Genomic DNA, 26,480 nt, shown 5'->3' with positions numbered 1-26,480 from the left:
TTCCGGCGGCGGATCCCCGACCCCTTCCGGGGGCCGGCCCCAAACCCCGCCCGACGGCCGGCCGCGGGACCGGCCGACCCTCGGCGTGGAGGCCGTCGACGCCTCCGACGGCCCGGGGGCGCTCCTCGTCGGCGTGCACGTCCCCGGGCCCGGCCACACCGCGGGCCTCGTACGGGGCGACGTCCTGCTCACCTTCGGCGGGACCCGCCTCGGCACGGCCGCCGACCTCGCCCGGGCCGTCGCCGCCGCCCGCCCCGGCACGGCCGTCGGGCTCACGCTGCGCCGCGCGGGCGGCCACCAGCAGGTGTCGGTGACCCCCGGTGTCATCACCTGACGGCCCGGCCCGTCACCCGGCCACCCTGAAGTGGCTCGTCAACCGCCCCTCGTCGTCCAGCACATGGAAGGCGAACCCGGGTGGCGCGTCCCGGTCCGCGGCCCCCTCGCCCTCCCACGGCAGCCGCAGCGTCCACGTCACCCCGGGGCCCACGACCAGGGGCCGCCCGGCGAACGTCGTGGACGCGGGCGTGTGGGCGTGCCCCGTGATGACCCCGGCGATCTCGCTCCTGCGCTCCAGGAGTGCGGCCAGCGCATCAGGTGCGCGCAGCCGGTAGGCGTCCGGCAGGGGATGGTGCAGGGCCACGGGCGGGTGGTGGAAGGCGAGCAGCACCCGCACGGAGCCGTCCAGCCCGTCGAGCGTCTCCTCGATCCAGGCGTACGTCCGCTCGTCCAGCTCTCCCTCGTCGCTGCCCGGCACGCTGGAGTCGCACATCAGGACGGCCGCGCCCGCGTCGTCGAAGACGTGCACGCTGTTGACCGGTTCGGGGTCCGCCGGTCCGCCCGGCGCCGGTCCGGCGGTTTTCGGTTCGACGGCTTCCGGTTCGCCGAGCAGCGCCTTGCGCCAGGGGCCGCGGCTGTCGTGGTTGCCCGGGCACGTCAGAACGGGGAAGGGCGTGTCCGGATCGTGCAGGCCGAGGACACGCGCCGCCTCCTCGTACTCGGACTCCGTCCCGTGGTCCGCGACGTCACCGGTGACCAGCAGGGCGTCCACCCGGCCCGGCAGCTCCCACAGCCGGTCCCGCACCCGCTCGGCGCGCTCCGTCGCCCGCCGGGTGCCGTCGAGATGCAGGTCGCTGATGTGTGCCAGCACGAGCATGGTGATGCCGCCTCCCCCTGGGCGTCGAACTAATGACTCGGCGTCATCTAAGCATTAGATCCGGTGGCCGGACAATCCATGGACGGCCACCGGAAATGCGTTGCCGCGCCCCGTGGGCGAGGACACGATGGCCCCATGCTGAGCACCCTCCTCGCCTTCCTCGGCGCCTGCACCCTCATCGCGGCCTCCCCCGGACCGAGCACGGTACTGATCATCAGGCAGTCGCTGCACAGCAGGCGATCGGGCTTCCTGACGGTGCTGGGCAACGAGACCGGCGTCTTCGTGTGGGGCGCCGTCGCCGCGTTCGGTCTGACCGCGCTGCTCACCGCCTCCGAACTGGCGTACGACGTGATGCGCGTCGTCGGTGCCGTCGTGCTGGTCGTCTTCGGCGTCCAGACGCTGTGGCGGGCCCGCCGCGCCAAGGGCGCGGTGGACGACGGCGGAGCGGGGCCTGACGCGAAGAGCGGCTGGGCCTCCTACCGGAGCGGTCTGCTGATCAACCTGGCCAACCCCAAGGCGGCGATCTTCGCGATGTCCTTCCTCCCGCAGTTCGTGCCCCGGGGCGCCCCGCACCTGCCGGCCATGCTGGGACTCGCCGCCCTCTGGGCGGTCTACGAGATCGGCTACTACGGTCTCTACGTGTGGTTCGTCGGCCGGATGCGGACGGTGCTGTCCCGGGCCGGAGTGCGGCGGAGGCTGGAGCAGGTCTCCGGAGGAGTGCTGCTGCTCCTCGGCGCGCGGCTCGCCCTGGAGGGCTGATGCGGCCACCGTCCGTCCCCGGAAAAGGAATCCGGCCCGGGAACGCGGTCCCGCCCGAGGACGACCGCGTTCCGAAAGTGGCGCCGACCGGCTCGCGTCACCCCCGCTGTCCGGGCAGGATGCTGCCCGTAGGCCCTACTGAGTCACGGAGGCCCGGATGACCGGCACGCCCGCGCCCTTCACCACCGACGACTACCGGGCGCGAATGGAACGCGCCGCCCGGGCCGCCGCCGAGGCGGGGCTCGCCGGACTGCTGGTCGCGCCCGGACCGGACCTCGTGTGGCTCACCGGCTACGCGCCGCCCGCCGCCACCGAGCGCCTCACCCTCCTGGTGCTCGCCGCGGGGCGGGACCCCGTGCTCGTCGTGCCCACCCTGGAGGCCCCGGACGCCGAGAAGGCCGCGGGCGCGCCCGCGCTGACCCTGCGCGACTGGACCGACGGCAAGGACCCGTACGCCGCGACGGCCCCTCTCCTCGACTCCGCGGGCCGCTTCGGCGTCAGCGACAACGCCTGGGCGCTGCACCTGCTGGGTCTCCAGAAGCAGCTGCCGGGCACGTCGTACGTCTCCCTCACCGAGGGGCTGCCGATGCTCCGGGCCGTCAAGGACGCCGCGGAGCTGGAGCGGCTGGCGGCGGCCGGCGCGGCCGCCGACGACACCTACGAGGAGATCCTCAAGGTCGCCTTCGCGGGCCGGCGCGAGTCGGACGTCGCGGGCGACCTCGCCGATCTGCTGCGGCGGTTCGGCCACGAGCAGGTGGACTTCACGGTCGTCGGCTCGGGCCCGAACGGCGCCAACCCGCACCATGAGGCGGGCGGGCGCATCATCGAGCACGGCGACACGGTGGTCCTCGACTTCGGCGGCCTGAAGCACGGCTACGGCTCCGACACCTCCCGCACGGTGCACGTCGGCGAGCCGAGCGCCGAGGAACAGCGCGTCCACGACGTCGTGCGCGCCGCACAGGAGGCCGCGTGCGAGGCCGTACGGCCCGGTATCGCCTGCCAGGACGTCGACCGGGTGGCCCGCGCGTACATCACCGAGGCCGGATACGGCGACCGCTTCATCCACCGCACCGGACACGGCATCGGCGTCACCACCCACGAGCCGCCGTACATGATCGAGGGCGAGGAACAGCCCCTCGTCCCCGGCATGTGCTTCTCCGTGGAGCCCGGCGTCTATCTGCCGGGCCGCTTCGGCGTACGCATCGAGGACATCGTGACGGTCACCGAGGACGGCGGCCGCCGCCTCAACGGCACCCCCCGGGAGATGGCCGTCGTGAACTGACCACCCCCCTCCAACGAGGCCAGAGCCCAGAGCCCCGAGCCCCGACCAACCGGACCCGAACGGCAGACGGCGCGACCATGAACCAGGCAGCGACACCCACAGCGGACACCGTGCGACGCCTCGTCCGCTCCCTGCTCCCGGACGGCGGCGGGCCCCGGATCACACCCGTCGCCGAGGGCGGCGAGCACGTCACCTGGTTCGTGGGCGCACGCCATGTGCTGCGGCTCGCCCCGGACCGCGAGGCCACCCTGCGCCAACGGCGCGAGCTGCGGCTGCGCGATCTGGTGCGGCCCCACGTCGGCGTCACCGTCCCGGTGAGCATCGCCCACGGCGAGTGGGCGAGCGGGCTGACGTACACGCTCGACACCCTGATCCCCGGTGGCTCCGGCGAGCAGCAGGACGTCTCCGCCGTCGGCGAGGCCGACCTGGCGGGTCTGCTCACCGGACTGCGCGAGGTGCCGGGGCGCCAGGCCGAGGCGCTCGGTGTGCCCCGCGGCACGCCCCGGTCCCTCGAAACGCTCCGGGCCGCCGCCGAGCGGGCCGCCGAACAGCTCGCCGCCGCCGACGAGTTCGACCCCTCCCGGCTCCATCAGCTCACCGGGGCCGCCACCGTCCAGCTCGCCGCGCAACCGGGCGCCGCCTTCCTCGTCCACCACGACCTCAGGGGCGAGCATCTCGTGGTCAGCGGCGACGGACGCGTCCGCGGTGTCCTCGGCTGGGCCGGCGCGGTGGTCGGCGACCCCACGGAGGACATCGCGGGCCTCGCCGTGGCCGTCGGCGCCCCGGCGGCCGTCCGCGCGGCCACCCTCGCCGGCTACGGCGCCCGGCCCTGCCTGCGCGGCCTGTGGCTCGCCCGCTGCGACACCCTGACCCGCCTCGCCGACCACCTCCACCGGTCGGACGACCGCCTCCTGGCGCTCCTGCGCGCCCAGCTGGGGCGTGCCTGGGAGGCAATCCTCCTGGAGCGGGTCACGGAGTTCCGCGACGGGACGGACGAGGCGCTCTAGACGCTCCGGAGGGGGCCGGGGCCCGCACATCCGGCGCTCGTCCAGCCCCCTCCCGCCCGGCCGCCTCACCCCTGCACGAGCACCACGCACGACTCGCCGGGCAGGCCGAGCAGACCGTCCGCGCCGGGGAGTTCCACCGGCTCCCACGCGGCCAGCACGCGCGCGTGCCGGGTGCCCAGGGGAATCGCCGCGGGCGCCTTGCCGAGGTTCACGGCCACCCGGACGTCTCCGCGGCGGAAGGCGAGCCAGCGGGCGTCCTCGTCGAACGCGACCTTGACGTCCGCGAGATCGGGGTCCGTGAGGTCCGGCTGGGCGTGCCGCAGCGCGATCAGTTCGCGGTACCAGGCGAGCACGCGCGCGTGCAGCCCGTCCTCCGGCTCCGACCAGTCGAGGCAGGACCGGTCCCGGGTGCCGTGGTCCTGCGGGTCCGGGATGTCCTCCTCGGCCCATCCGTGGGCCGCGAACTCCCGCCGCCTGCCCCGGCGTACGGCCTCCGCGAGCTCCTGGTCCGTGTGGTCCGTGAAGAACTGCCAGGGCGTGCCCGCCGCCCACTCCTCGCCCATGAACAGCATCGGCGTGAACGGCCCGGTGAGCGTCAGCACGGCCGCGCAGGCCAGCAGGCCGGGCGAGAGGGAGGCCGCGAGCCGGTCGCCCAGAGCACGGTTGCCGACCTGGTCGTGGGTCTGCGAGTAGCCGAGCAGACGGTGCCCGGCGACCCGGTCGAGATCCAGCGGACGCCCGTGCCGCCGGCCGCGGAAGCTCGAGTACGTGCCGTCGTGGAAGTAGCCCGCCGTGAGCGTCTTCGCCACCGCCGCGAGCGGGGAGCGGCCGAAGTCCGCGTAATAGCCCTGCGTCTCACCCGTCAGCGCGGTGTGCAGCGCGTGGTGGAAGTCGTCGTTCCACTGGGCGTGCAGCCCCAGCCCGTTCTCCTTGCGGGGCGTGATCAGCCGCGGGTCGCCGAGGTCCGACTCGGCGACGAGGAACAGCGGCCGGGCCAGCTCCCCGGAGAGCGCGTCCACGGCGGCCGACAGTTCCTCCAGGAAATGGCACGCGCGCGTGTCGTACAGCGCGTGCACCGCGTCCAGGCGCAGCCCGTCGAGCCGGTAGTCGCGCAGCCACGACAGCGCGCTGCCGAGCAGGAACGCGCGCACCTCGTCCGAACCGGGCGCGTCCAGGTTCACGGCCGAGCCCCACGGGGTGTGGTGCGTGTCCGTGAAGTAGGGCCCGAAGGCGGGCAGGTAGTTCCCGGACGGCCCCAGGTGGTTGTGCACGACGTCCAGCACGACACCCAGTCCGAGCTCGTGCGCCCGGTCGACGAACCGCTTCAGGGCCTCAGGGCCGCCGTACGGCTCGTGCACGGCCCACAGCGACACCCCCTCGTACCCCCAGCCGTGCCGGCCGGGGAACGGGCACAGGGGCATCAACTCGACGTGGGTTACGCCCAGTTCCGCCAGATGTCCGAGCCGCTCGGCGGCCGCGTCCAGCGTGCCCTCGCGGGTGTACGTGCCCACGTGCAGCTCGTACAGCACGGCGCCCGGCAGCCCTCGCCCCGCCCATGCCGCACGCCAGGTGTACCGCTCGTGGTCGACGACCGCGCTCAGCCCGTCGGGGCCGTCCGGCTGGCGGCGCGAGCGCGGGTCCGGCAGCACCGGGCCGTCGTCCACCGCGAATCCGTACCGCGTCCCGTCCCGCGCCTCGGCCTCTCCCGTCCACCACCCCACCCGCTCCGGATCGGGCTCCAGCGCGCGCGTGCTGTCCGCGCAGTGGAGCGTCATGCGGTCGGCCTGTGGTGCCCACACCTCGAACTGCACGGACGGTTCCCCTCGTCTGCTCAGCGTGACCTCGCCGGTCCCATGGTGCGTCAAATGAGATCAATTCACCGGGGAATCCTCCCGATGGAACGACCGGAAACGGCCGAACCCGAAGCGCGCACTCCTCTGAAGTGCTGCGTTTTCTGGACACTCCGGCCGTGCTGCCAGACAATCTCCTGCGTGACGTCGTCCTTTGAGTTCCACACGTATCCCGCTCCCGCGCGGTTGTCGGACGCCGAGCGGGACAGGACGCTGAAGGCGCTGCGGGAGGGCGCCGCACTGGGGAGGCTCTCGCACGACACGTTCGTCCTGCGGATGGAGCTCGCCTTCGCCGCCCGCACCGTCGACGAACTCGCGGCGCTCACCGCCGACCTGCACACCGAGAGCCGCTGGTCCCGGCTGCTGTTCGGCACGGTCGAGGGGGTCTCCGGATTCACCGTGCGGCTGCGCCGGGCCTGGCAGGCGGAGCGGCTCCCCAAACTGCTGCTGCCCCGGCCCGAGAGTCCGTACCCGCTGCGCATCGGCCGGGACCCGGCCAGCGGTCTGCGGCTCAGCCACGAGACGGTGTCCCGGGTGCACGCCGAACTCACCCGCCAGGGCGGCCTGTGGGTGCTGCGCGACCTCGGCTCCACCAACGGCACCTCCGTGAACGGACGCCGGGTGATCGGCGCCGCCGTCGTCCAGGTCGGCGACCAGGTCGGCTTCGGCCGGATGACGTTCCGGCTCGCGGCGGACTAGACCCGCCTCGGCGCACGTCGGCCCGGCCCGGCTTCGGCCGGGAGCGGGGTGTCGTACGCGAGCGGAACCCACGCCTCCGCCCGGTGGTCCCCGCGAACGTGAACATCCCGCCCGCGCACCGGTGTTGACGTACCCCCGCAGTCGTGACTCACTGTGCGTACATCGTGCACACCAAGTGAACGACGGCCACTCGCTGCGGAGGTAAGACCCTGCCGCCCCTCCTCCGCTACCCGTCAGTCGACGAACTGGGCCTCAGGGCGGCCGCGCTCGTGGACCGCCGCCCACGGGACGCCCGGCTGCGCCAGGTGGGCACGTCACGGGCCGGACTGCCGCTCCGGCTGCTGTCCGTCGGGCACGGCAGCCGCCAGGTCCTCGTCGTCGCCGGCCCCCATGCCAACGAACCGGTGGGCGGCGCCACCGTCCTACGACTGGCCGAACGGGTCCTCGCCGACCCCCGGTTGTGCGACGGCGCCGACGTGACCTGGAACCTCCTGCTGTGCCTGGACCCCGACGGCTCACGCCGCAACGAGGGCTGGCTGTCGGGCCCGTACACACTCGGCCACCACTTCCGGCACTTCTTCCGGCCCGGCTTCATGGAGCAGCCGGAATGGCTGCCCGACGGCGCGGAGGGCGCCACTCTGCCGGAGACCCGCACCCTGCTCGCCCTCCAGGACGAGCTGCGCCCCTTCCTCCAGTGCTCCCTGCACGGCGTCGACGTGGGAGGCGGCTTCGTCGAGCTCACCCGTGACCTGCCGGGACTGGCGCCCCGCCTCGCGCACATCGCCACCCGCCTGGACATCCCGCTCGAACTCGGCCCGTACGACACGCTGTACTGGCCCACCCTGGGGCCGGCGGTCTACCGCATCCCGCCCCCGCGGCGCGGCGACCTGGCCGCGGCCATCACCGAGGCCGCCGTCGAGTCCACCTGGTTCCACCCGCACCCGTACGGCACGGTGACCGCGGTCGTCGAGGCCCCCATGTGGGGCGTGACGGCCGTGCAGGACGCCTCTGTGCCCGCCGACGCCGAGGAGACGCTGCGGGGCGTCAGCCGCACCCTGCGCCGCGACACGGCCCTCCTGGAGGAGCTGCTGGCCCGCATCCGCCCGTACCTGGGCACGGCCGGTGACGTGGACCGTCTCCTCGCGCCGGTCGACGACTACGTCCTGGTCTGCCCCGGCCTCGCCGACTCCTGGGACCCCGACACGGGCCCGGGCACGGACGTCGACGGCGGTGCCCGCCCGCTGCCGCCGCTCACCACGGCCCGGCTGACCGCGCTGCGCATCTCCGCGCGCCGGATAGCGCTGCGCACGGCCGGGCTCCTGCACCAGCTCGTGACCGCCTCCGGCCACGACCCGTCCGGCGCGACGGCGGATCTCGACCGGCTCGTCGACGCCTGGTGCGCGGACTACCACGACGGCCACGGCGCACGCTGGATCCCCGTCGCACGCCAGGCCGAGTACCAGGCGCGGGTGGTGCTCGCCGCGTTCGACCTGGCCCGCCGCCCGGACCCCGCGTCCGGTCGCGGGGCGCGTCCGCTCGGCGCGCCTCCGGTCAGGACCGAAGTGCCGTTCGAGTGAGTCGGGGTGGGCCCGGGGGCCCCGGGTGCCGATGCACAGGTCATGACGAACAACCAGAAAGCGACAGCGGCGGTACGGGCCTGTCTGCTGGCCGCCTGCGCACTCCTCGTGGCGGGGCCGGTGCCGGCCAGGGCGGCGGCGCTCCCGGAGTCGGTCCCGGGCAACTGGCTCTACGTGACGGTCACCCGCGGCGACGCCCGCTCCTCCGACACCCGCGGCACGCTCCTGCTGTGCGACCCGCCCCAGGGACACGCGCAGGCCGTGCGTGCCTGCGCGGAACTCGGGGCCGCGCACGGGGACGTCGGCCGGATCCCGCTCCGGGAGGCCTACTGCCCGATGGTCCACGCACCGGTGGCGGCCTCCGCGCGCGGCGAGTGGGGCGGCCGCACGGTCACGTACAGGGAGACGTTCTCCAACTCGTGCGTGATGGCCGCGCGGACAGGGGCGGTGTTCGCGCTCCCGCACCGGTCCGGCTGACCGGCCACTCCGGCCCGACCGGCTCGGGGCAACCGGCCGGGCGGGCCGCCCGCCTCACGTCCGTCTCACACCTGCCTCACGCCGCCCGGTCCCGGGCGTGGCGGGCCGCGGCCACCACCGTGCGGCTCTGGTGCTCGACCTGGTGCTCCAGAGGCACCCAGCGGGCCCGGAAGCGCTCGGCGAACGCTTCGCTCCAGGAGCCGACCAGGTGCTCCAGCCGGGGCACGGCGTGGTCGTCCGCCTCCTGGAGCACGCGCAGGAGCATCGCCGCGGCCCGCAGCGGGAGCCGGCGGCCGAACGCGTCCACGCTGCCCACGTGCGCCATCGTGGTGTCCGCGGGCGGTGTCCGGACCCAGTCGCCGGCCAGCCCCGGCACCAGCTCCAGCGCCCACTTGGCGGCGCGCAGCAGCGGCCCGTCGGGTCCGTCGAGGCGGGGCAGCGCATCGACGAGGACGGTCTCGACCTGGTGCGCGTCCCTCAGGAGACGGCGTGCCAGGCGCCGCATCGCCGCCGCCGGCGCCGGATGCGGCGTGGGGTCGTCCACCAGGTCGCTCGCCCACATCGGCACCTCGACGACCGCCGTCAGACCGCCGTACCGGTGGGCGCGGTACCAGGTGCTGTGCCGGGCGTCGTCCGGCATGCTCGGGTGCACCGTGTCCGAGCCGGGCGCGGGCATCACGTGCACGCCCGGTCCGGAGGCGGGCCAGCCCGCGGCGTCCGAGGCGCCCGTCTCGACCGGGATGTTCAGTTCCGCCGCGGACTTGGCGAACGGCTCGGCCAGACCCGGGATGTCCTTCGTGAGCTGCACCCAGCTGCCGCCCAGGTCGGTGCCGTGGAGGGTGACCTGGAGGTAGGGGCGCAGTTCGTCGATGACCCGGATGAGGGCGCGGGTCTCGGGCGGCAGCCGGTCCGGCGGCAGCACGGAGGGTGACCACTCGGGCTGCTCGGGTCCGGCGGGGCGGAAGAAGCCGAGGTGGTAGTCGAGCAGGGTGCGCGGCGCCGGCGTCACATGGAGGCTCGCGCCGTCCGGGTCCGCGCAGAGCAGGAAGTGCCAGGAGGTGTCCGCCCGCAACCGCCGCTCGCGCAGGACCCGCTCGGCCAGCGCCAGCAGGGTGGAGTAGCCGGTCGGCTCGTTGGCGTGGGCGCCGGCGACGACCAGCACCGAGCGCCGGGCGTGGCCCACGGACAGCAGGTGCAGGGGCCGGCCGGCCCGCGAGGCACCGATCTGCCGGAGCGTGCACAGGCCCGGCCGATGGGCCGCCAGGCCCCCGGCGGAGTGGACGAGTTCGGTCACACTGGGGTACCGCTGCTCCGGCAGGAGACTCACCCCCGACTTGGTCCGCCCTGCGTCGCAATCCGCAGTACTCCACGGACTGGATGAACTGTCAAGGATGTCGAGGGGCGCCTCCGGGGAGCGCCCGGCAGCATTCACCGGTAGCCGGAGGGACTTCGCTCCGGGCACCCGGATCCTGCCCGGCGCGGGCACTCCGGCGCCGCCGGTCAGGCGTCCTCGGCGGCACCCTCCGGGACCCGTTCCAGCAGCACCACGGGCAACCGGCCGAAAAGCGTGTCCACGCGCGCGTGCCCGGTGAACTCCCGCCCCGGGGCGAGCAGGTCGGCCCACCGGCCCGCGGGCAGCGGCAGCACGGTGTCGCGCCAGCCGCCTTCCTCCTCCAGCCGCAGGGACAGCCGGGTGACGGCCGTGAGCACCTCCCCGGAGCGCGTGAACGCCAGGCAGTGCGCGGCCCCCGGGCCGAGGGCGGGCAGCGCCGCGTACGCCGCCCCTTCGCCGAAGACCGCCGGGCGGCGCCGGCGCAGCCGCAGCGCGGCCGTCGTGAGGGCGGCCTTCTCGGCGGACAGGCCGCCCGGGTCCTTCGGCGGGAAGGGCGCGGGCCGCCGGTTGTCCGGGTCCACCAGGGCCCGGTACTCGGACTCCGTGCCCTGGTACAGGTCCGGCACGCCCGGCATCGTCAGGTGGACCAGGGCGGCCCCGAGGACGTTGGACCGCACGTACGGCTCCAGGGAGCTCCTGAACTCGGCGACTTGCCGCCCGGGCGCGCCGCACGGGCCCGCTTCGAGGAAGGCCGCCACGGCGTCCTCGTACGCGGGGTCCTGCTCGGTCCACGCGGTGGCGAGGCCCGCCTCCCGGACGTGCTTGAGCAGTGCGCCGCCCAGTCGCTCCCCGTCCGCGGAACCCAGTCCGACCGCGCTCTGCCACGCGGCCCAGGCCACCTGCGGATCGGGCGCGCCCACTCCCTCTGCGGCCGTGCGCGCGGTCACTTCGGCGAGCAGGTCGGCCCAGCGCGAGGGAGCCTGCGTGAGGACGGAGACCGCGGCCCGCACGTCGGCGCTGCGCTTCGTGTCGTGCGTGGACAGCACGGTGCCGCTCAGGGGCCAGTCGCGCTGCACGCGCGCGCAGTACGCGTGGAAGACCTCGGGCGACACCGCCGGCGACCCCGGCTCGCCGCCCACCTCGGTCGCCGACAGCAGCGGGACGTACCGGTAGAACGCCGTGTCCTCCACGGACTTGGCCCGCAGTGCCGACGAGGTCTGCGCGAACCGGGCCCGGAACGCCTCGTGCCCGGGCCCGTCGCCGGCGCGGCCGAGCACCAGGTCCCGTACGAGGTCCACGGCGTGGGCCTCCTCGGGCACCTTGAAGGCCTGCCGCGCCTCGTCCGCCGCCGCCTCGGTGACGACCGACGCGGCGTCCTGGGAGGCGTACGGGCGGTAGACCTCCATGCGGACGAGGAGCTCCCGCAGCGCGGTGCGCAGGGCCCAGGGGGCGCGGTCGCGCAGGGCCGGGTCGTCGGACGTGCGGCACAGCAGGTCCGCCTCGCGGGTGAGCCGCTCGACCTCGGCGGCCAGTTCGTGGTGGACCACCTTGTACGCGGCCCGTCGCACGGTCGCCTCCCAGACGCCCCCACGGTCGGCCTGGGGGGCCGCGAACCGCCGGTACTGGCCCAGGAGCTCTCCGGCGCCCGCCGGGTCCGTGAAGAGGCCGTCCACGTGCCGCAGCGCGTCGTAGCCGGTGGTGCCCGCGACCGGCCAGGCGGCGGGCAGCGGTTCGCCGTCCGCGAGGATCTTCTCGACGACCGTCCAGCGCCCGCCCGTCGCCTCGTGGAGGCGGCGCAGATAGGCGTCCGGGTCGGCGAGGCCGTCCGGATGGTCGATCCGCAGCCCGTCGACCACGCCGTCGTCCAGCAGCTCCAGGATCTTGGCGTGCGTGGCCGCGAAGACCTCCGGGTCCTCGACGCGGACCCCGATGAGCTCCGAGATGCTGAAGAACCGCCGGTAGTTGAGCTCGGTGCGGGCCAGCCGCCACCACGCCAGTCGGTACCACTGCGCGTCCAGCAGTCCGGGCAGCGGCAGGTCCTCGGTGCCGGCCCGCAGGGGGAACTCGTGGTCGTGGTAGCGCAGCACGTCCCCGTCGACCACCAGGGCGCCCGTCTCCTCGCCGAGCGGCCCGCCGAGCACGGGCAGGAGTACGCGCCCGTCCTGCGCCTGCCAGTCGATGTCGAACCAGCGTGCGTACGGCGAGCCGGGGCCCTCGCGCAGCACCTCCCACAGGGCGCGGTTGTGGCGCGGGGCCATCGCCATGTGGTTCGGCACGATGTCCACCACGAGCCCGAGACCGTGCTCGCGCGCGGCGCGGGACAGGGACCGCAGCCCCGCCTCGCCGCCGAGTTCGGCCCGCACGCGCGCGTGGTCCACGACGTCGTAGCCGTGCCCGGAACCCGGGACCGCCTCCAGGACCGGGGACAGATGCAGGTGCGAGACGCCGAGCGACGCCAGATACGGCACGGCCGCCTCGGCCGCCCCGAACGGGAACTCCGGTTGCAGCTGGAGCCGGTAGGTGGCGGTCGGCGCGGCGGGGGCCACCGGGTCGGGGCGCTCAGGTGTCATGGGAACCTACGTACCCGTCCTGCCGCGTTTCGTGTCACCGACACGCCAACGCGCCTGCGGGGCGCGCGGCGACGAGCCGCACGCCCCCGGCGGAGCCGCAAGAGGCACGGACCCGCGCCCAAGGGCGCGGGGTGCCCGGACCTCGATGATCCGCCTAGGTCGGGCGCTGCAGGACCATCATGCTGCGGTCCACCAGTGACAGCCGGTCGCCCGCCCGCACCTTCTCGCCCGTCCCGGCCTCGACGCCGCCGGACCGGGCGGTGTCGACGACCACCTGCCACTGCCGGCCGTGGTTGACCGGCACCACGAACTCCAGCGTCTTCGGCGAGGCGTTGAACAGCAGCAGGAACGAGTCGTCGCTGATCCGCTCACCGCGCGGGCCCGGTTCCGAGATGGCGTTGCCGTTGAGGAACACCGACAGCGCCCGCGCCTGCGTGGAGTCCCAGTCGTCCTGGGTCATCTCCTTGCCGGCCGGGGTGAACCAGGCGATGTCGGACAGCTCGTCGTGGGTGCCCTCCACGGGCCGCCCGTGGAAGAACCGGCGCCGCCGGAACACCGGGTGCTCGCGCCGCAGCCGCACCAGCGCGCGCGTGAACTCCAGCATCTCGCTGCCGTCCTCGGGCCACGGCACCCAGGACAGTTCCGTGTCCTGGCAGTAGGCGTTGTTGTTGCCGCCCTGCGTGCGCGCGAACTCGTCGCCGTGGCTGAGCATCGGCACGCCCTGGGAGAGCAGCAGCGTGGCGGTGAAGTTGCGCATCTGGCGCCCGCGCAGTTCCAGGACCCGCGGATCGTCGGTGTCGCCCTCGGCCCCGCAGTTCCACGACCGGTTGTGACTCTCGCCGTCGCGGTTGTCCTCGCCGTTCGCCTCGTTGTGCTTCTCGTTGTACGACACCAGGTCGTGCATCGTGAAGCCGTCGTGGCAGGTGACGAAGTTGATGGAGGCCAGCGGGCGCCGCCCGTCGTCCTGGTAGAGGTCCGAGGACCCCGTCAGCCGGGACGCGAACTCGGCCAGCGTCTGCGGCTCGCCCCGCCACATGTCCCGTACGGTGTCGCGGTACTTCCCGTTCCACTCGGTCCACAGCGGCGGGAAGTTGCCCACCTGGTAGCCGCCCTCGCCGACGTCCCAGGGCTCGGCGATCAGCTTCACCTGCGAGACCACCGGGTCCTGCTGCACCAGGTCGAAGAACGACGACAGCCGGTCCACCTCGTGGAACTGCCGGGCCAGCGTCGCCGCGAGGTCGAAGCGGAACCCGTCCACGTGCATCTCGGTGACCCAGTACCGCAGCGAGTCCATGATCAGCTGGAGCACGTGCGGGGAGCGCATGAGCAGCGAGTTGCCCGTCCCCGTGGTGTCCATGTAGTAGCGGGGATCGTCGGTGAGGCGGTAGTACGAGGCGTTGTCGAGGCCCTTGAAGGAGAGCGTCGGCCCGAGGTGGTTGCCCTCGGCGGTGTGGTTGTAGACCACGTCGAGGATGACCTCGATGCCCGCCTCGTGCAGTGCCCGGACGGCCGACTTGAACTCCAGGACCTGCTGTCCGCGGTCGCCCCAGGACGCGTACGCGTTGTGGGGGGCGAAGAAGCCGATCGTGTTGTAGCCCCAGTAGTTGTTGAGGCCCATGTCGACCAGGCGGTGGTCGTTCACGAACTGGTGAACGGGCATCAGTTCCAGTGCCGTGACGCCCAGTTCGGTCAGGTGTTCGATGACGGCCGGGTGGGCGAGCGCCGCGTACGTGCCGCGCAGCTCGTCGGGCAGCCCCGGGTGCCGCATCGTCAGGCCCTTCACATGGGCCTCGTAGAGCAGCGTGTGGTGGTACTCCGTGCGCGGGCGCCGGTCGTCGCCCCAGTCGAAGTAGGGGTTGACCACCACGGAGCTCATCGTGTGGGGTGCCGAGTCCAGGTCGTTGCGCTTGCCCGGCGAGCCGAAGTGGTAGCCGTACACCTCCTCGCCCCACTCGATGCCACCGCTTATGGCCTTCGCGTAGGGGTCGAGGAGCAGCTTCGCGGAGTTGCAGCGCTGCCCGCGCTCCGGCGCGTACGGACCGTGCACGCGAAAGCCGTACCGCTGGCCCGGCATGATGCCGGGCAGGTACGCGTGCCGTACGAACGCGTCGGTCTCGCGCAGCTCTACCGCTGTCTCCGAGCCGTCGTCATGGAGCAGACACAGCTCGATCCGGTCCGCGGCCTCCGAGAAGACCGCGAAGTTCGTTCCGGCGCCGTCGTACGTGGCACCGAGTGGGTACGCCTGTCCAGGCCAGACCTGCATGGATGCAACTCTTCCAGTTGTGCGACGCCGCGGAGGGCGACTCCCGCCCGAGTGTCCCCGAAACTGATGGAACCACCTATGACTTACCTCCCTCTTACCGGTGGACCAGTGCATACGCGGTATGCCGAACCAGCGGGACTCGAGCGACTCCTAGAGATACAGGGGGAGTAGGGGGAAATGTGCGCACAATAGTGCACCGCCATCTGGGCAAGGTGGTGGCGGGCGCGGCCATAGCGGTCGCAGGAACCGCCGTGATGGTCGGAATCACCCTGCCGGGCTCGGCGGGCGCGGACGACTCCGGCGGCCAGGGCACCGGCCAGACCACCCAGCAGGCCGGTCAGGCCCAGGGGCAAGGTCAGGGCCAGGCCCAGGGGCAGGGCGCCGTGCAGCCGGGAGTCGTCGAGGACGTCCCGGCCGACGGCGAGAAGGGCAAGGGGCGCGACCCGCTCACCGCCGACGAGACCGAGCGGGTCGAGAAGCTCGCCCTGGACCGTCAGCTCCTGCGCACCAGCGAGAACGTCGAGGGCGACAAGGGTCCGCAGCGGATCACCGTCGACCTCGCCGAGCCCGAGCTGGAGGAGCTGGACGACCCGAACGCGCCCCGGCGCGCCGAGGTGTCGTTCTACGACTACAAGGACGACTCGCTCGTCACGAAGACCGTCAACCTGGACACCGGCAAGGTCGAGGCGACCGACACCCAGCGCGGTGTCCAGCCGCCGCTCAGCCGCGCCGAGACCGTCGAGGCCGCCCAGCTCCTGATCGCCGACCCGCTGGGCGCCGGCCTGAAGGCGGACTTCAAGGACGCGACCGGCAAGGCGCTGACCTCCCCCGACCAGCTGATGCTCAACAGCATGGTCTTCCGGGCGAACGCGGGCACGCCGGCCGCCCTCACCGACTGCGGCAAGCACCGCTGCCTGCGGCTCTTCGTGAAGGCGAAGAACGGGCCCTGGATCGACAGCCGTGACCTGGTGATCGACCTCAGTGCCCGGAAGGTCGCCAAGGTCGGCTGAGTCCTCTCGGTCCACCGGCCTCCTTTCGTCGGCCCCACTTCACCTTTCCCACTTTCCTGCTTGTGCAAGGGAGTCATTTCCACATGCGCGTTAAGAACTCGCTCGGGAGCCTCCGGTCGCGGGGCATCAGCCGCGGGCGGACGGCGGTCGGCCTCTCGGTGGCCGCCCTGACCGTCGGCGCCACGACGGTCGCGGCACCGGCCGTCGCCCAGACCAGAGCCGCGCCTGCGGCCGCCGCCGACTGCAGCGCCGCGTACAAGATCGAGCAGAAGCTCGCCACCGGCACCACCTGGACGATGTGCTGGCACTACGAGAGCGAGGCCGGGCTCGTCCTGGAGAACGTCTCGTACCAGCCGAAGGGCGAAGCCGCCCCCATCCGCGTCCTGACGAGTGCGAAGCTCGCCCAGATCCACGTCCCGTACGACGACGGGTCGGTCGAGTACGACGACCTCACCGGTGCCGGATTCGGCCAGGGCCTGATGAACATGGCCCCCGGTGAGTGCCCCGGCGGCACCATCAAGACCGTCAAGGTCCCCGACTCCTGGGACCCGGACCAGCCCGACGTCAAGGGGCTGTGCACCACGACCCGCTCCCGCGGCCACGCCTACCGCATGCAGGGCGACTCGGCGAGCAAGGTCTTCCAGGAGCAGGGCAAGGACCTGCTCGTCTACACCGTCAACCAGGTCGGCTGGTACGAGTACATAACCGAGTGGCGCTTCCAGGACGACGGCACCATCAACATGAACGTCGGCGCCACCGGCAGCCTCTCGCCCGGTGACTACGACGCCGGCGACGGCCGCGGCTGGCCGATCGGCAAGGGCGCCAAGTCCTACGCCACCAGCCACAGCCACAACGTCTTCTGGCGGCTCAACTTCGGCCTCGACGGCAACTCCAAGAACAAGGTCGAGCAGTACGACTCCGTGGTCAGCCCGCCCGCGCAGGGCGGCCAGGCCCCGCGCAACAAGACCACCCGCAAGAAGATCACCAAGGAACTCGCGGGCGACGCCAAGAACATGCGCTGGTGGCGCGTCGTCAGCACGACGGGCAAGAACAAGGACGACCACGCCCGTTCGTACGAGTTCGTCCCGGGCGCCACCTCCAAGTACCCGGGCCGCAGCTACACCAAGCACGACGTCTACTTCACCCAGTACAAGAAGTGCGAGCAGTTCGCCAGCCACAACCTGCGCAACTGCGGTGCCGGCGCGGGCAAGTCCGTCGACAAGTGGGTCAACGGGCAGGCCCTCACACACCCCGTGGGCTGGGTGAACATCGGATTCCACCATGTCGCCCGGGACGAGGACCAGCAGCCCATGCCGGTCCACTGGCAGGGCTTCCAGCTCGCCCCGCGGGACGTCACCGCTATGAATCCGCTCACTCCGCCGGAGCTGGCCGACCAGAACGGGCAGCCAGAAGGCCGTAGTTGAGAAACGACCTGTCCATCCGGCTGCACCGCTCGCCGCTCCCGGAGTACCCTTCCTTGATCGTTGGCCGGGGGAGTGCTCGGGGGAGCGGAAGGCGGTGTGCGGGTGGGGTCCGGAGGGCTGGAGCTGCCCCCTGGTGACGGCGGTCACGAGGGGAGCTCCACGGATGCCCCACCCGGAGCGGTGTCCCTCGCGCGGCCGATGGAGATCGGCGCGGAGCTGGACTGGGGCACCGACGCCTGGCGTGAGGTGCGTACGCGCGCCCAGCGAGCCGGGCGCGCGTACATCTGGCTGAACCTCGTCGAACAGCGGCTGCGCGCGGTCGTGGCCGCTGTTCTGCGCCCGATCTACGAACCCGTTCACGGCGAGGACGACTGGGTGGTCGCCGCCGCCGGGCCCGCCGGCCAGGAATGGGTCCAGCGCGCTGTCGCCGTTCGCGAAGTCAGCCGCCGCAAGGGCTACTTGCTGGACCCCGCCGACGACAACGTCCTGAGCTTCCTCACGTTGCCGCAGCTGCGCGAGCTGATGGTGCAGCACTGGCCGTGCTTCGAGCCGTACTTCGACGAGCGCCGGGACGTCGAACTCGCCCTGGACGAACTGGAAGTCACCCGTAACGTCGTCTCGCGGAACAGAGCCCTGTCGGAGGCCGTCCTCGGACAGGCCGAGCGTGCCTCCGCCAAGCTCCTGGAGATACTCGGCGCGGGCAGTGACGTACCGTCCGCGCGCCGGCTGCCCGTCGACGCCGTCGAGGAACTGGTCGGCGACCGGTACGCGGACGTGGTGGCTGTGCACTCGGACCGGGTGCGGCTGCTGCGGCAGTTCCCCGCCGAGGACCTCTTCGGAGGGGCCCGCCGCCTCGACGCGACCGGCATCGGCCTGAACCTCCTCGTGCAGAACTTCTCGGGGCGACGGCTCGTGCGGCTGGCCGAGTCCGGCTGCCGGGCGCGGCTGTTGTTCCTGAACCCGGCGTCCAGCGCGGTGAAGCGGCGCGAGCGTGAACTCGGCATCAAGCGGGGCGAGTTGAGTCGTTCCGTCGAGATGAATATCCTGCACATGCGCCGGGTCCGGGCCCGGCTGCGCGACCCCGGGGCCTTCGAGATCCAGGTCTACGACGAGACGCCCCGCTTCACGGCGTACCTCGTGGACGGGGACGGCTCGGACGGGGTGGCGGTCGTGCAGTCGTACCTGCGCCGGACGCGCGGGATGGAGGCGCCCGTGCTCGTGCTGCGGGGCGGCGGGCGGGTGCTCAAGCCGGACGCGGCTGGTGAAGAAGGGCTTTTCGGGACGTACCGCGAGGAGTTCGAGGTGGCCTGGGCGGATTCGCGGCCTGTGTCCTGACCTTCCGCGACCGCGGCCGGCGCGTCCACCGCGGGCTTCCCGGGCGGGCGGCCGCCACGAAGCGGAACGCGGTCCTCGGATTGTCAGTGGCCCATGGCATCGTGGAGATCACTGGGGGAACGCACCACGAAGAAGGGGGCCGGCATGGGCTGGCACGGGGAGCTGCTGGTCGGCTTCGACCTGGAGACGACGGGGACCGATCCGCGCGAGGCGCGCATCGTCACCGGAGCGGTGATAGAGGTCCGGGGCGGAGAGCCGGCCGGGCACCGGGAGTGGCTCGCCGATCCCGGTGTGGAGATCCCGGCGGACGCGGTGGCGGTGCACGGGATCAGCAACGAGAGAGCGGCGGCCGAGGGCAGGCCCGCCGACCAGGTGGCGGACGCGATCGCCTCGGTGCTCGTCTCGTACTGGCAGACGGGCGTCCCGGTCGTGGCGTACAACGCGGCCTTCGACCTGACCCTGCTCTCCGCCGAACTGCGGCGGTACGGACTGCCGTCGCTGCGCGAGCGGCTCGGCGGCATGGACCCCGCGCCGGTCATCGACCCGTACACCATCGACCGCTCCGTGGACCGCTACCGCCGCGGCAAGAGGAACCTCGAAGCGGTCTGCTCGGAGTACGGCGTCCGGCTCGAAGCGGCCCACGACGCCTCGGCGGACGCCCTGGCCGCGGCCCGGCTGGCCGCCGCGATAGCCGACCGCCACCCAAAGGTCGCCGCCCTCGGCCCGGCGGAGCTGCACCGCCGCCAGATCGAGTGGTACGCGCAATGGGCGGCCGACTTCCAGAGCTTCCTGCGTCGCAAGGGGGACGAGGCGGCCGTGGTGGACGGGACCTGGCCGGTACGGGACCTGGCGGACGAGCGGGTCTGAGCCGGACCCCCTCCGTCAGACGGCGGCCGGGCTCGCGATGCGCTCGACGCGCGGCTCGGCCAGCCGGGCGTAGTCGGCACCCGAGATGACCAGGGAGCGGTCGAGGCGGGCCGCGTTGAAGTAGAGACGCGGCCGGGACACGACGTCCGGGTCCGCGACGACTTCGAGGTCCGCGTCGAAGCTGAACGGCAGGACGGTCCCGGGCACGGAGCGGGCGAGCCGCTCCGCGGTGGCCGCGTCGCTGAACCCTGCGTAGCGGGCGGCGTAGAGCGTCCGGACGGCGTCGAGGTCGACGCGCCGGTCCCCGGGGACGACCGCGAGGACGTTGCGGGTGGTTCTGCGGTCGACCTTGACCCGCAGGACGATGCACTTCGCGGCCTCGGACGCCGGGTGGCCGCGCAGCGCGCAGACGGCCTCGGTGCCGCCTTCCGGTTCGTGGTCGATGAGTTCGTAGGCGACGGACGAGCTGTCCAGCAGGCTGATCAGACGCTCGTAGGTGTCGTGGGCGTGGTCGTCGTGGGTGGGCACGGGGTGTCCTCCAGGGAGTCGGTCCTGCTCGGCGGGTCGTTCGTGGCCGGTCGGGCGGTTCCCGGCGCCTTCGGGCGGTCGGTGGCCCGGTGGGCGCGCTCCACGGCCTGGCCCCAGTACGTTCCGGCGACCATCAGGGCCGCGCCGAGGCCGGTCAGCGGCGTGAAGTGCTCGCCGGCGAGGCCGATTCCGATGGCCGCGGCCCAGATCGGCTCGGTCCCCAGCAGGAGGCTGGCCCGGCTGGCCGAGGTGCGCTGCACGGCCCAGGTCTGCGCGAGAAAGGCGAACACGCTGCAGAACAGCGCGAGATAGAGCAACTGCGCCCAGCCCGCCGCGCCGACGTGAGCGAGCGTGGGCAGTTCACCGGCCGCGGGCACCAGGAACAGCCCCGTCCCGACGACGGTCTGCACCGTGGTCAGCCGGAGCGGCCGGATCGCACGGCCCGCCGTGAGCCGGCCGACCAGCGCGACATGCCCCGCGCGTATCACCGCGGCGCCGAGCATCAGCAGGTCACCGAGCCGGGGCGCGTGGAAGCCGTTGCCCGACATGAGGAGACCGACGGCCAGCAGGCACACGCCGGCGGCCGCGTAGAAGGCCGGGGGCAGGCCGCCGCGGCCGCCGCCGCGGTCCAGGAGAGGGGTGATCACGATGGTCAGGCTGATGATGAGTCCCGCGTTGGCGGCGCTCGTGTGCGCGACACCGTACGTCTCCACGACCAGGACGGCCGCCTGGGTGACTCCCAGGGGCAGACCGATCCGGATCTCGTCGCGGGTCCACGGACCGGACCCGCGGTCGGCGGCGACCAGCCCGGCACAGGCGAGCGCGGACAGGGCGTACCGCGCGAACAGCACCACCAGGACGGGCAGCACGGCGGTCGCCGTCTGGGCCGAGAGATAGCTGGAACCCCAGACGAGGGCGACAAGGAGAAGTACCGCATCGGTACGGCGGGCATCAGGCACGCGCTCACCCTGCCCTCCACCGTCCCTGAAGCCCAGAGCCAACTTCTTAAACGATCCTTTAGAATCACTACATCGGCTACCGTGCCGGACCCGAGGCGATCGGCGAGGCCGAGAACATGGACGAACGACAGCTGAGGATCCTGCGCGAGCTCGGCGAACTGGGCAGCGTCACGGCGGTCGCCGAGGCGCTGCTGGTCACGCCTTCGGCGATCTCCCAGCAACTGCGGCTGTTGCAGCGTGCGATTCCCGTCCCACTCACCGAGCGCGTGGGACGGCGGCTGGCCCTCACGGACGCCGGGCAGGCGCTGGCAGGCGCCGCGATCGAGGTCGAGACGGCGCTGGAGCGGGCGCGGCACACCGTCGCGGAGTTCGTGGACCGGCCGGAGGGCGAGGTGTCGGTGGCGGCCTTCCACAGCGCGGCGTCGGCGTTCTTCCCCCTGCTGCTGCGGGCGCTGGCCGCCCCCGACGGGCCCGGGCTCTCCCTCGCCGACGCGGACGTGACGCAGGACGACTTCCCGCCGCTGACCAGGGAGTACGACCTCGTCCTCGCCCACCGGCTCGACCACACCCCGGGGTGGCCGCCCACCGTCACCGCCACGACGCTGCTGCGCGAACCGCTCGACGTGGCCATGCCCGCCGACCACCCGCTGGCCGTGAAACGGCGGCTCACCCCGCGCGACGTGGCCGACCAGCCCTGGATCACGGCGCACGACGGCTTCCCCGTCGTGGCCACCATCGACGCCATCGCCACGGCCGCGGGCCGTCCGCTGCGTCTCGCCCACCGCATCAACGAGTTCGCCGTGGTCGCCGAGGCCGTCGCCGCCGGCGGCGGCCTCGCCCTGATGCCCCGCTGGACGATGCGCCCGCATCCCGCGCTGGTCCTCAAACCGCTCAGCGGTGTCCGGGCCCGGCGGCACATCGACGCGCTGCACCGCCCCGAGCGCACGGCCCGCAGGGCCGTCCGCACGGTGCTGGCCGAACTGCACCGGGCGGCCGGGACGATCCGCGGCTAGGCGCTCCGGCAGCGCCCCGAAGGGGCGCGGGGAACTGCGCGACCAGCCACGACGCACCCGCGGACAACACACCGGACGCGTGGTGGACCGCACAGGACGTGTACCGGCGGACGGCTCAGCGCGGGTACCGGCGGGGCGGCTCGGCGCGGGTACTAGCGGACCGCTCGGCGCGCGTACCCGGCGGCTCGGCTCAGAACGGGTACCAGCGGACCGTTTCGTCGCCGTCCCGCAGGGAGGCCACCCGGCGCTCGAACTCCGCCAGGGCCTTCGGGTTGCTCGGCGCGTGCTGGGCGACCCAGGCGCAGCTGGCCGTCTCGCGCGCCCCGCGCAGCACCCCGCAGCCCTCCCACTCGCGCACGTCCCAGCCGTACGTCCCCGTGAACGTGTCGTACGCCTCGGCGGGCAGCCCGTACCGGTCCCGGGACAGGGCCATCACGACCAGGTCGTGCTCGCGCAGGTCGGCGGAGAACGTCTCCAGGTCGACCAGCACCGGGCCGTCCGGGCCGACGTGCACGTTGCGGGGCAGCGCGTCACCGTGGATCGGGCCGGGCGGCAGACGCGGCACGAGCGTGGCGGCGGCCGCGGCGAAGCCGTCACGCCGGTCGCGAAGGAACGCCGCGTCCGCCGGGTCGATCACGTCACCCGCGAGCCGCAGCCACCGCTCCACCCCGCCCAGCAGTTCGCGGCGAGGCAGCGCGAAGGCGGGGGAGGGCAGGGCGTGCACCACCCGCAGCAGCTCGGCGAGATCACGCGGTTCGGCGGGCCGTACGGGATCGGGCATCCGATGCCACCACGTCACCGGGTGACCGGCCACGAACCGTGCCTCGGGCTCCGCGGGCCGCACGGCGGGGACACCCGCCTCGGCGAGCCAGAGGGCGACGGCCAGCTCCCACCGCGCCCGGTCGAGGAGTTCGGCGTCGCGGCCCACCTTGACCACCAGGTCTCCGGCTGCGAAGACGGCGTTCTCACCCAGCGCGAGCAGCACCGCCTCCCCGCCGACCCCCGCCTCGGCGAGTACGCCCCGTGCCTGTGCCTCGTCCATCACTCGCCCTCCGTGAAGCCCCTGGCTCCCGCTGTTCCCGCGTACGGCGTCGGACGCCATTCTGCCTCGGGCGTCGGCCGCCGAGATCGCGCCATACGTCGCTCAGTGTCACATTCGCCCTGGTGGGAGCCGCCACCAGGGCGTGCACGCCGTCTTGACGCCGTGTCAGTGGGTCAGCACGATGACGGGGGCCGCCGGAACCGCCAGATCCGTACGATCCGCCCGAAGGAGCCGATTCCGTGACCTTGGCGACCGTGAAGAAGCGGTCAACGAAGCCCGCGTCGAAGGCCGGCGGGCCGGGCCGGGCCGTCGACCACGGCGCCTGGTTCCTGGTGCTGCCCGCGCTCATCCCGATCCTGGTGCTCAGCGTCGGACCGCTCCTCTACGGCATCGCCCTGGCGTTCACGGACTCCCAGTCGGGACGGACCGAGCCCACCCAGTGGATCGGGACCCTCAACTTCCAGGACCTGCTGAACGACACACTGTTCTGGGACTCCTTCCGGATCGGCCTGCTGTGGGCGGTGGGCGTGACCGTCCCCCAGTTCGTGCTCGCGCTGGGTCTCGCCCTGCTGCTGAACGAGGAGTTGCGGCTGCGCTGGCTGGCGCGGGCCCTCGCGATCATCCCGTGGGCGATGCCCGAGGTCGTGGTCGGCATCATGTGGCGGCTCGTCTACAACCCGGACGCGGGCATCCTCAACGAGACGATCCGCGACCTGGGCCTGGGCGACGGGCGGGACTGGCTGTCGGGCCTCGCGACCGCACTGCCCGCGGTGATCGTCGTCGGCGTCTGGGCGGGCATGCCGCAGACGACGGTCGCGCTGCTCGCCGGACTGCAGAACACCCCGCGCGAACTGCACGAGGCGGCCGCCATGGACGGCGCCGGAGCCTGGCGCCGCTTCCGCACGGTCACCTGGCCCGCCCTGAAACCGGTCGCGCTCGCCATCACCGCGCTCAACTTCATCTGGAACTTCAACTCGTTCGCCCTGGTGTACGTGCTGACCAACGGCGGGCCGGGCGGCCGGACCCGGCTGCCGATGCTGTTCGCCTACGAAGAGGCCTTCCGCTACGGGCAGTTCGGCTACGCGGCGGCGATGGGATGCGTGATGGTCGCGGTGATCTCGGTGATCCTCGCCTTCCATCTGGTCGCCCGCCTGAGGGGAGATGAGGACGCGTGAGGACACGCAGAAGGACCCGCGCGGGCCAGTACGCGGCCCTCCTCGCGTATCTCGTCTTCCTCGCCTTCCCGTTCCTGTGGCTGGTCTCCACGGCCTTCAAACCGCCGCGCGAGCTGGGAAGTCTGCACCCGACCTGGATCCCCCGCAATCCCACGCTCGACAACTTCCGGCAGGCCTTCGACGAACAGCCGCTGCTGGACGCCGCGTTGAACTCCCTGGTCGCGGCGCTCGGGGCGGCGGTGATCGCCGTACTGATCGCCACCCCGATGGCGTACGTCATGGCCCGGCACCGCACCCGGCTGGCGAAGGCGGCGACCGGCTGGGTGGTGGTCAGCCAGGCGTTCCCCTTCGTACTGGTGATCATTCCGCTGTTCCTGGTCCTCAAGAACCTACGGCTGATCAACTCCGTACCCGGACTGGTCATGGTGTACGTGGTGTGGGCCCTGCCGTTCGCGCTGTGGATGCTCGTGGGGTACGTACGGGCGGTGCCGGCCGAGATGGAGGAGGCCGCTGCGGTGGACGGCGCCGGCAAGGTGCGGACGCTGGTCTCGATCACCGCGCCGCTCCTCGCGCCGGGCATCGTGGCGACCGCACTGTTCGCGTTCATCAGCGCGTGGAACGAGTTCTTCTTCGCCCTGGTGCTCCTCAAGACCCCGGAGAAGCAGACCTTGCCCGTCGTCCTCACCCACTTCCTCGGCGCGGAGGGCGTGGCGGACCTCGGCCCCCTCGCCGCGGCCGCGTTCCTGGCGACCCTGCCCTCGCTGGTCGTCTTCGCGCTCATCCAGAAGCGGATCACGGGCGGGATGCTCGCCGGGGCGGTGAAGAGCTGATGCGCAGGAGATGGCTCAGCTCGCTGGTCGCGGGACTGCTGTTCGCCGCGGCATCCGGCTGCTCCGGCGACGGAGGAGGCTCGGAGGACGGCCGGGTCACGCTCCGCTTCCAGTCGCTGGCCTGGCAGAAGGAGTCCGTCGACGCCAACAAGGAACTGGTACGGGAGTGGAACGCCGCGCACCCGGACATCCATGTCGAGTACGTACAGGGTTCCTGGGACAGCGTCCACGACCAGTTGCTCACGTCCTTCGAGGGCGGTGAGGCGCCGGACATCATCCACGACGCCTCGGACGACCTCGCGGACTTCGCGTACGGCGGCTATCTCGCGGACCTGCGGGGTCTGCTGTCCGAGCGGCTCAAGTCCGACATCCCGCAGCGGAGTTGGGAGACGACGACCTTCGACGACGGGGTCTACGGCGTGCCGTTCCTCCAGGAACCGCGCGTCCTGATCGCCAACGCCGAGTGGCTCGAGAAGTCCGGAGTACGGATTCCCACTCCCGAAAAGCCGTGGAGCTGGGGCGAGTTCAGGACGATCACCGACGAGCTGAGTGACGGGGACGGGAAGTACGGGGTGGCCTGGCCGCTCAAGGAGCCCGTCTCGGCGACCCTCAACCTGTCGCTGTCCACCGGCGGGCAGCTGTTCCACCGCGGCGCCGACGGCAAGGTGCGGATCCGGTTCGACGAGGCCGACGAGGTGGTGCCGCGCACCATCCACGACCAGGTCAACACCGATGCGAGCGCGCCGGGTTCGACGCTCGGCAGCGGCGGCTCCGACACCCTCCCCGGCTTCTTCGGCGGCAGGTACGCGATGGTGCCGCTCGGGTTCTCCTACCGGCAGCAGATCGTGCAGCAGGCGCCGAAGGGCTTCGACTGGCAGGTGTTGCCCGCGCCCGCCGGAGCCGACGGGCTCGCCCAGGGCGTGAGCCCGCAGACGCTGTCCCTCGCGCAGGACAGCCCGCACAAGAAGGAGGCCGCGGCCTTCGTCGACTTCCTGCTCCAGCCGCGGAACATGGTGCGGCTCGCCCTCGGCGACTGGATGCTGCCGACCGGGACGCAGGCGCTGCGGGATCCGGCGCTGCGCACCGACGAGCACGGGTGGGCGGTCGGGGCGGGGCTTGCCGGGCGGTTGCGGTCCGCTCCGGCGCAGTCCGTGCGGGGGTATCCCGAGTGGAAGGACAAGGTGGCTACGCCCGCGTTCCAGGAGTACTACAGCGGGGCCATCGGGGTGGGGGAGTTGCGGGAGCGGTTGGTCGAGGACGGGAATCTGGTGCTGGCTCGATATCAGCGGTGACGCCTGGCGGGGCCTCTGCGGGGGAGGGGGTGAGG

General features: G+C 72.8%; 23 protein-coding genes. 15 read left to right on the top strand and 8 right to left on the bottom strand.

All coding sequences use genetic code 11. The annotated features are described in order from the left end of the window. Positions 1–334 (top strand): S1C family serine protease (locus KUF83_RS05925; RefSeq protein WP_217453483.1); only part of this gene is annotated, 334 nt, incomplete at its 5' end. Between the two features lie 12 nt (positions 335–346). Here KUF83_RS05925 and KUF83_RS05920 read toward each other — a convergent pair. Continuing rightward, positions 347–1,153 (bottom strand): metallophosphoesterase, encoded by an 807-nt coding sequence (locus KUF83_RS05920; protein WP_217453482.1) that lies wholly within the window; start codon positions 1,151–1,153, stop codon positions 347–349. 135 nt (positions 1,154–1,288) lie between these two features. On the opposite strand from KUF83_RS05920, the gene KUF83_RS05915 reads away from it, so the two are divergent. The 3 genes from KUF83_RS05915 to KUF83_RS05905 all read left to right on the top strand — a co-directional run bounded on the left by KUF83_RS05915 (position 1,289) and on the right by KUF83_RS05905 (position 4,201). Then, a complete protein-coding gene (locus tag KUF83_RS05915) occupies positions 1,289–1,912 on the top strand; it encodes a LysE family translocator (protein WP_217453481.1) in 624 nt (207 codons plus the stop codon). A 157-nt stretch (positions 1,913–2,069) separates the two neighbouring features. After that, on the top strand, positions 2,070–3,194 hold the full coding sequence (locus tag KUF83_RS05910) for an aminopeptidase P family protein (protein WP_217453480.1): 1,125 nt from the start codon (positions 2,070–2,072) through the stop codon (positions 3,192–3,194). Between the two features lie 77 nt (positions 3,195–3,271). Continuing rightward, positions 3,272–4,201, top strand: coding sequence for a phosphotransferase family protein (locus tag KUF83_RS05905; RefSeq protein ID WP_217453479.1), 930 nt, complete (start codon positions 3,272–3,274; stop codon positions 4,199–4,201). 65 nt (positions 4,202–4,266) lie between these two features. Here the strand turns inward: KUF83_RS05905 and treZ are convergent, their stop codons facing one another. Then, on the bottom strand, positions 4,267–6,012 hold the full coding sequence (gene treZ / locus KUF83_RS05900) for a malto-oligosyltrehalose trehalohydrolase (protein WP_217453478.1): 1,746 nt from the start codon (positions 6,010–6,012) through the stop codon (positions 4,267–4,269). Positions 6,013–6,192: 180 nt separating this feature from the next. Between treZ and KUF83_RS05895 the strand changes: the two genes are divergently transcribed. The 3 genes from KUF83_RS05895 to KUF83_RS05885 all read left to right on the top strand — a co-directional run bounded on the left by KUF83_RS05895 (position 6,193) and on the right by KUF83_RS05885 (position 8,804). Then, positions 6,193–6,750 carry a DUF1707 and FHA domain-containing protein gene (locus KUF83_RS05895; RefSeq protein ID WP_217453477.1) on the top strand — a complete coding sequence of 186 codons (558 nt, stop codon included), beginning with the start codon at positions 6,193–6,195 and terminating at the stop codon, positions 6,748–6,750. A gap of 269 nt (positions 6,751–7,019) precedes the next feature. Continuing rightward, positions 7,020–8,327 (top strand): M14 family zinc carboxypeptidase, encoded by a 1,308-nt coding sequence (locus tag KUF83_RS05890; protein WP_308402920.1) that lies wholly within the window; start codon positions 7,020–7,022, stop codon positions 8,325–8,327. A gap of 42 nt (positions 8,328–8,369) precedes the next feature. Then, entirely contained in the window at positions 8,370–8,804 is a 435-nt protein-coding gene (locus tag KUF83_RS05885; protein WP_217453476.1) for an SSI family serine proteinase inhibitor, read from the top strand. 76 nt (positions 8,805–8,880) lie between these two features. On the opposite strand, the gene KUF83_RS05880 is transcribed toward KUF83_RS05885, so the two are convergent. From KUF83_RS05880 to glgX, 3 genes are all read right to left on the bottom strand, one after another. Beyond that, complete coding sequence (locus KUF83_RS05880; protein WP_217453475.1) at positions 8,881–10,131, bottom strand: M14 family zinc carboxypeptidase; 1,251 nt, start codon at positions 10,129–10,131, stop codon at positions 8,881–8,883. A 173-nt stretch (positions 10,132–10,304) separates the two neighbouring features. Beyond that, positions 10,305–12,707: a malto-oligosyltrehalose synthase gene (treY, locus tag KUF83_RS05875; protein ID WP_217453474.1), complete on the bottom strand. Its 2,403-nt coding sequence runs from the start codon at positions 12,705–12,707 to the stop codon at positions 10,305–10,307. A 154-nt stretch (positions 12,708–12,861) separates the two neighbouring features. After that, a complete protein-coding gene (glgX, locus tag KUF83_RS05870; protein WP_217453473.1) occupies positions 12,862–14,970 on the bottom strand; it encodes a glycogen debranching protein GlgX in 2,109 nt (702 codons plus the stop codon). A gap of 179 nt (positions 14,971–15,149) precedes the next feature. On the opposite strand from glgX, the gene KUF83_RS05865 reads away from it, so the two are divergent. The 4 genes from KUF83_RS05865 to KUF83_RS05850 all read left to right on the top strand — a co-directional run bounded on the left by KUF83_RS05865 (position 15,150) and on the right by KUF83_RS05850 (position 19,606). Then, positions 15,150–15,980, top strand: a complete 831-nt coding sequence (locus tag KUF83_RS05865; RefSeq protein ID WP_217453472.1) for a Tat pathway signal sequence domain protein — start codon at positions 15,150–15,152, stop codon at positions 15,978–15,980. Positions 15,981–16,063: 83 nt separating this feature from the next. Then, positions 16,064–17,404, top strand: coding sequence for a copper amine oxidase (locus tag KUF83_RS05860; RefSeq protein ID WP_217453471.1), 1,341 nt, complete (start codon positions 16,064–16,066; stop codon positions 17,402–17,404). A 102-nt stretch (positions 17,405–17,506) separates the two neighbouring features. Beyond that, complete coding sequence (locus KUF83_RS05855; RefSeq protein WP_217453470.1) at positions 17,507–18,739, top strand: SAV2148 family HEPN domain-containing protein; 1,233 nt, start codon at positions 17,507–17,509, stop codon at positions 18,737–18,739. A 144-nt stretch (positions 18,740–18,883) separates the two neighbouring features. After that, the gene (locus KUF83_RS05850; RefSeq protein WP_217453484.1) at positions 18,884–19,606 is read left to right on the top strand and encodes a 3'-5' exonuclease; all 723 of its coding nucleotides are present in this window, start codon (positions 18,884–18,886) and stop codon (positions 19,604–19,606) included. Positions 19,607–19,621: 15 nt separating this feature from the next. Here the strand turns inward: KUF83_RS05850 and KUF83_RS05845 are convergent, their stop codons facing one another. Together KUF83_RS05845 and KUF83_RS05840 are read right to left on the bottom strand one after the other, a co-directional pair. After that, positions 19,622–20,134, bottom strand: a complete 513-nt coding sequence (locus tag KUF83_RS05845; RefSeq protein WP_217453469.1) for a YbaK/EbsC family protein — start codon at positions 20,132–20,134, stop codon at positions 19,622–19,624. Next, positions 20,089–21,093 carry a DMT family transporter gene (locus KUF83_RS05840; RefSeq protein WP_217453468.1) on the bottom strand — a complete coding sequence of 335 codons (1,005 nt, stop codon included), beginning with the start codon at positions 21,091–21,093 and terminating at the stop codon, positions 20,089–20,091. The genes KUF83_RS05845 and KUF83_RS05840 overlap by 46 nt, the downstream gene beginning before the upstream one ends. A gap of 116 nt (positions 21,094–21,209) precedes the next feature. Here KUF83_RS05840 and KUF83_RS05835 point away from each other — a divergent pair, with 116 nt between their 5' ends. Continuing rightward, complete coding sequence (locus tag KUF83_RS05835) at positions 21,210–22,106, top strand: LysR family transcriptional regulator (protein ID WP_217453467.1); 897 nt, start codon at positions 21,210–21,212, stop codon at positions 22,104–22,106. Between the two features lie 190 nt (positions 22,107–22,296). Here the strand turns inward: KUF83_RS05835 and KUF83_RS05830 are convergent, their stop codons facing one another. Continuing rightward, the gene (locus KUF83_RS05830; protein WP_217453466.1) at positions 22,297–23,148 is read right to left on the bottom strand and encodes a phosphotransferase enzyme family protein; all 852 of its coding nucleotides are present in this window, start codon (positions 23,146–23,148) and stop codon (positions 22,297–22,299) included. Between the two features lie 239 nt (positions 23,149–23,387). On the opposite strand from KUF83_RS05830, the gene KUF83_RS05825 reads away from it, so the two are divergent. From KUF83_RS05825 to KUF83_RS05815, 3 genes are read left to right on the top strand one after another with little or no spacing between them, the layout of a single operon-like run. After that, the gene (locus KUF83_RS05825; protein ID WP_217453465.1) at positions 23,388–24,323 is read left to right on the top strand and encodes a carbohydrate ABC transporter permease; all 936 of its coding nucleotides are present in this window, start codon (positions 23,388–23,390) and stop codon (positions 24,321–24,323) included. Then, positions 24,320–25,153 carry a carbohydrate ABC transporter permease gene (locus tag KUF83_RS05820; protein WP_217453464.1) on the top strand — a complete coding sequence of 278 codons (834 nt, stop codon included), beginning with the start codon at positions 24,320–24,322 and terminating at the stop codon, positions 25,151–25,153. Before KUF83_RS05825 ends, KUF83_RS05820 begins: the two co-directional genes overlap by 4 nt. After that, positions 25,153–26,445, top strand: a complete 1,293-nt coding sequence (locus KUF83_RS05815; RefSeq protein ID WP_217453463.1) for an ABC transporter substrate-binding protein — start codon at positions 25,153–25,155, stop codon at positions 26,443–26,445. The genes KUF83_RS05820 and KUF83_RS05815 overlap by 1 nt, the downstream gene beginning before the upstream one ends. The last annotated feature ends 35 nt before the right edge of the window (positions 26,446–26,480 follow it).

This window comes from Streptomyces sp. BV286, assembly GCF_019090165.1.
Lineage (GTDB): Bacteria > Actinomycetota > Actinomycetes > Streptomycetales > Streptomycetaceae > Streptomyces.
Note: the sequence above shows the minus strand (reverse complement) of the source record. Positions and strands in the feature narration are given on the sequence as shown.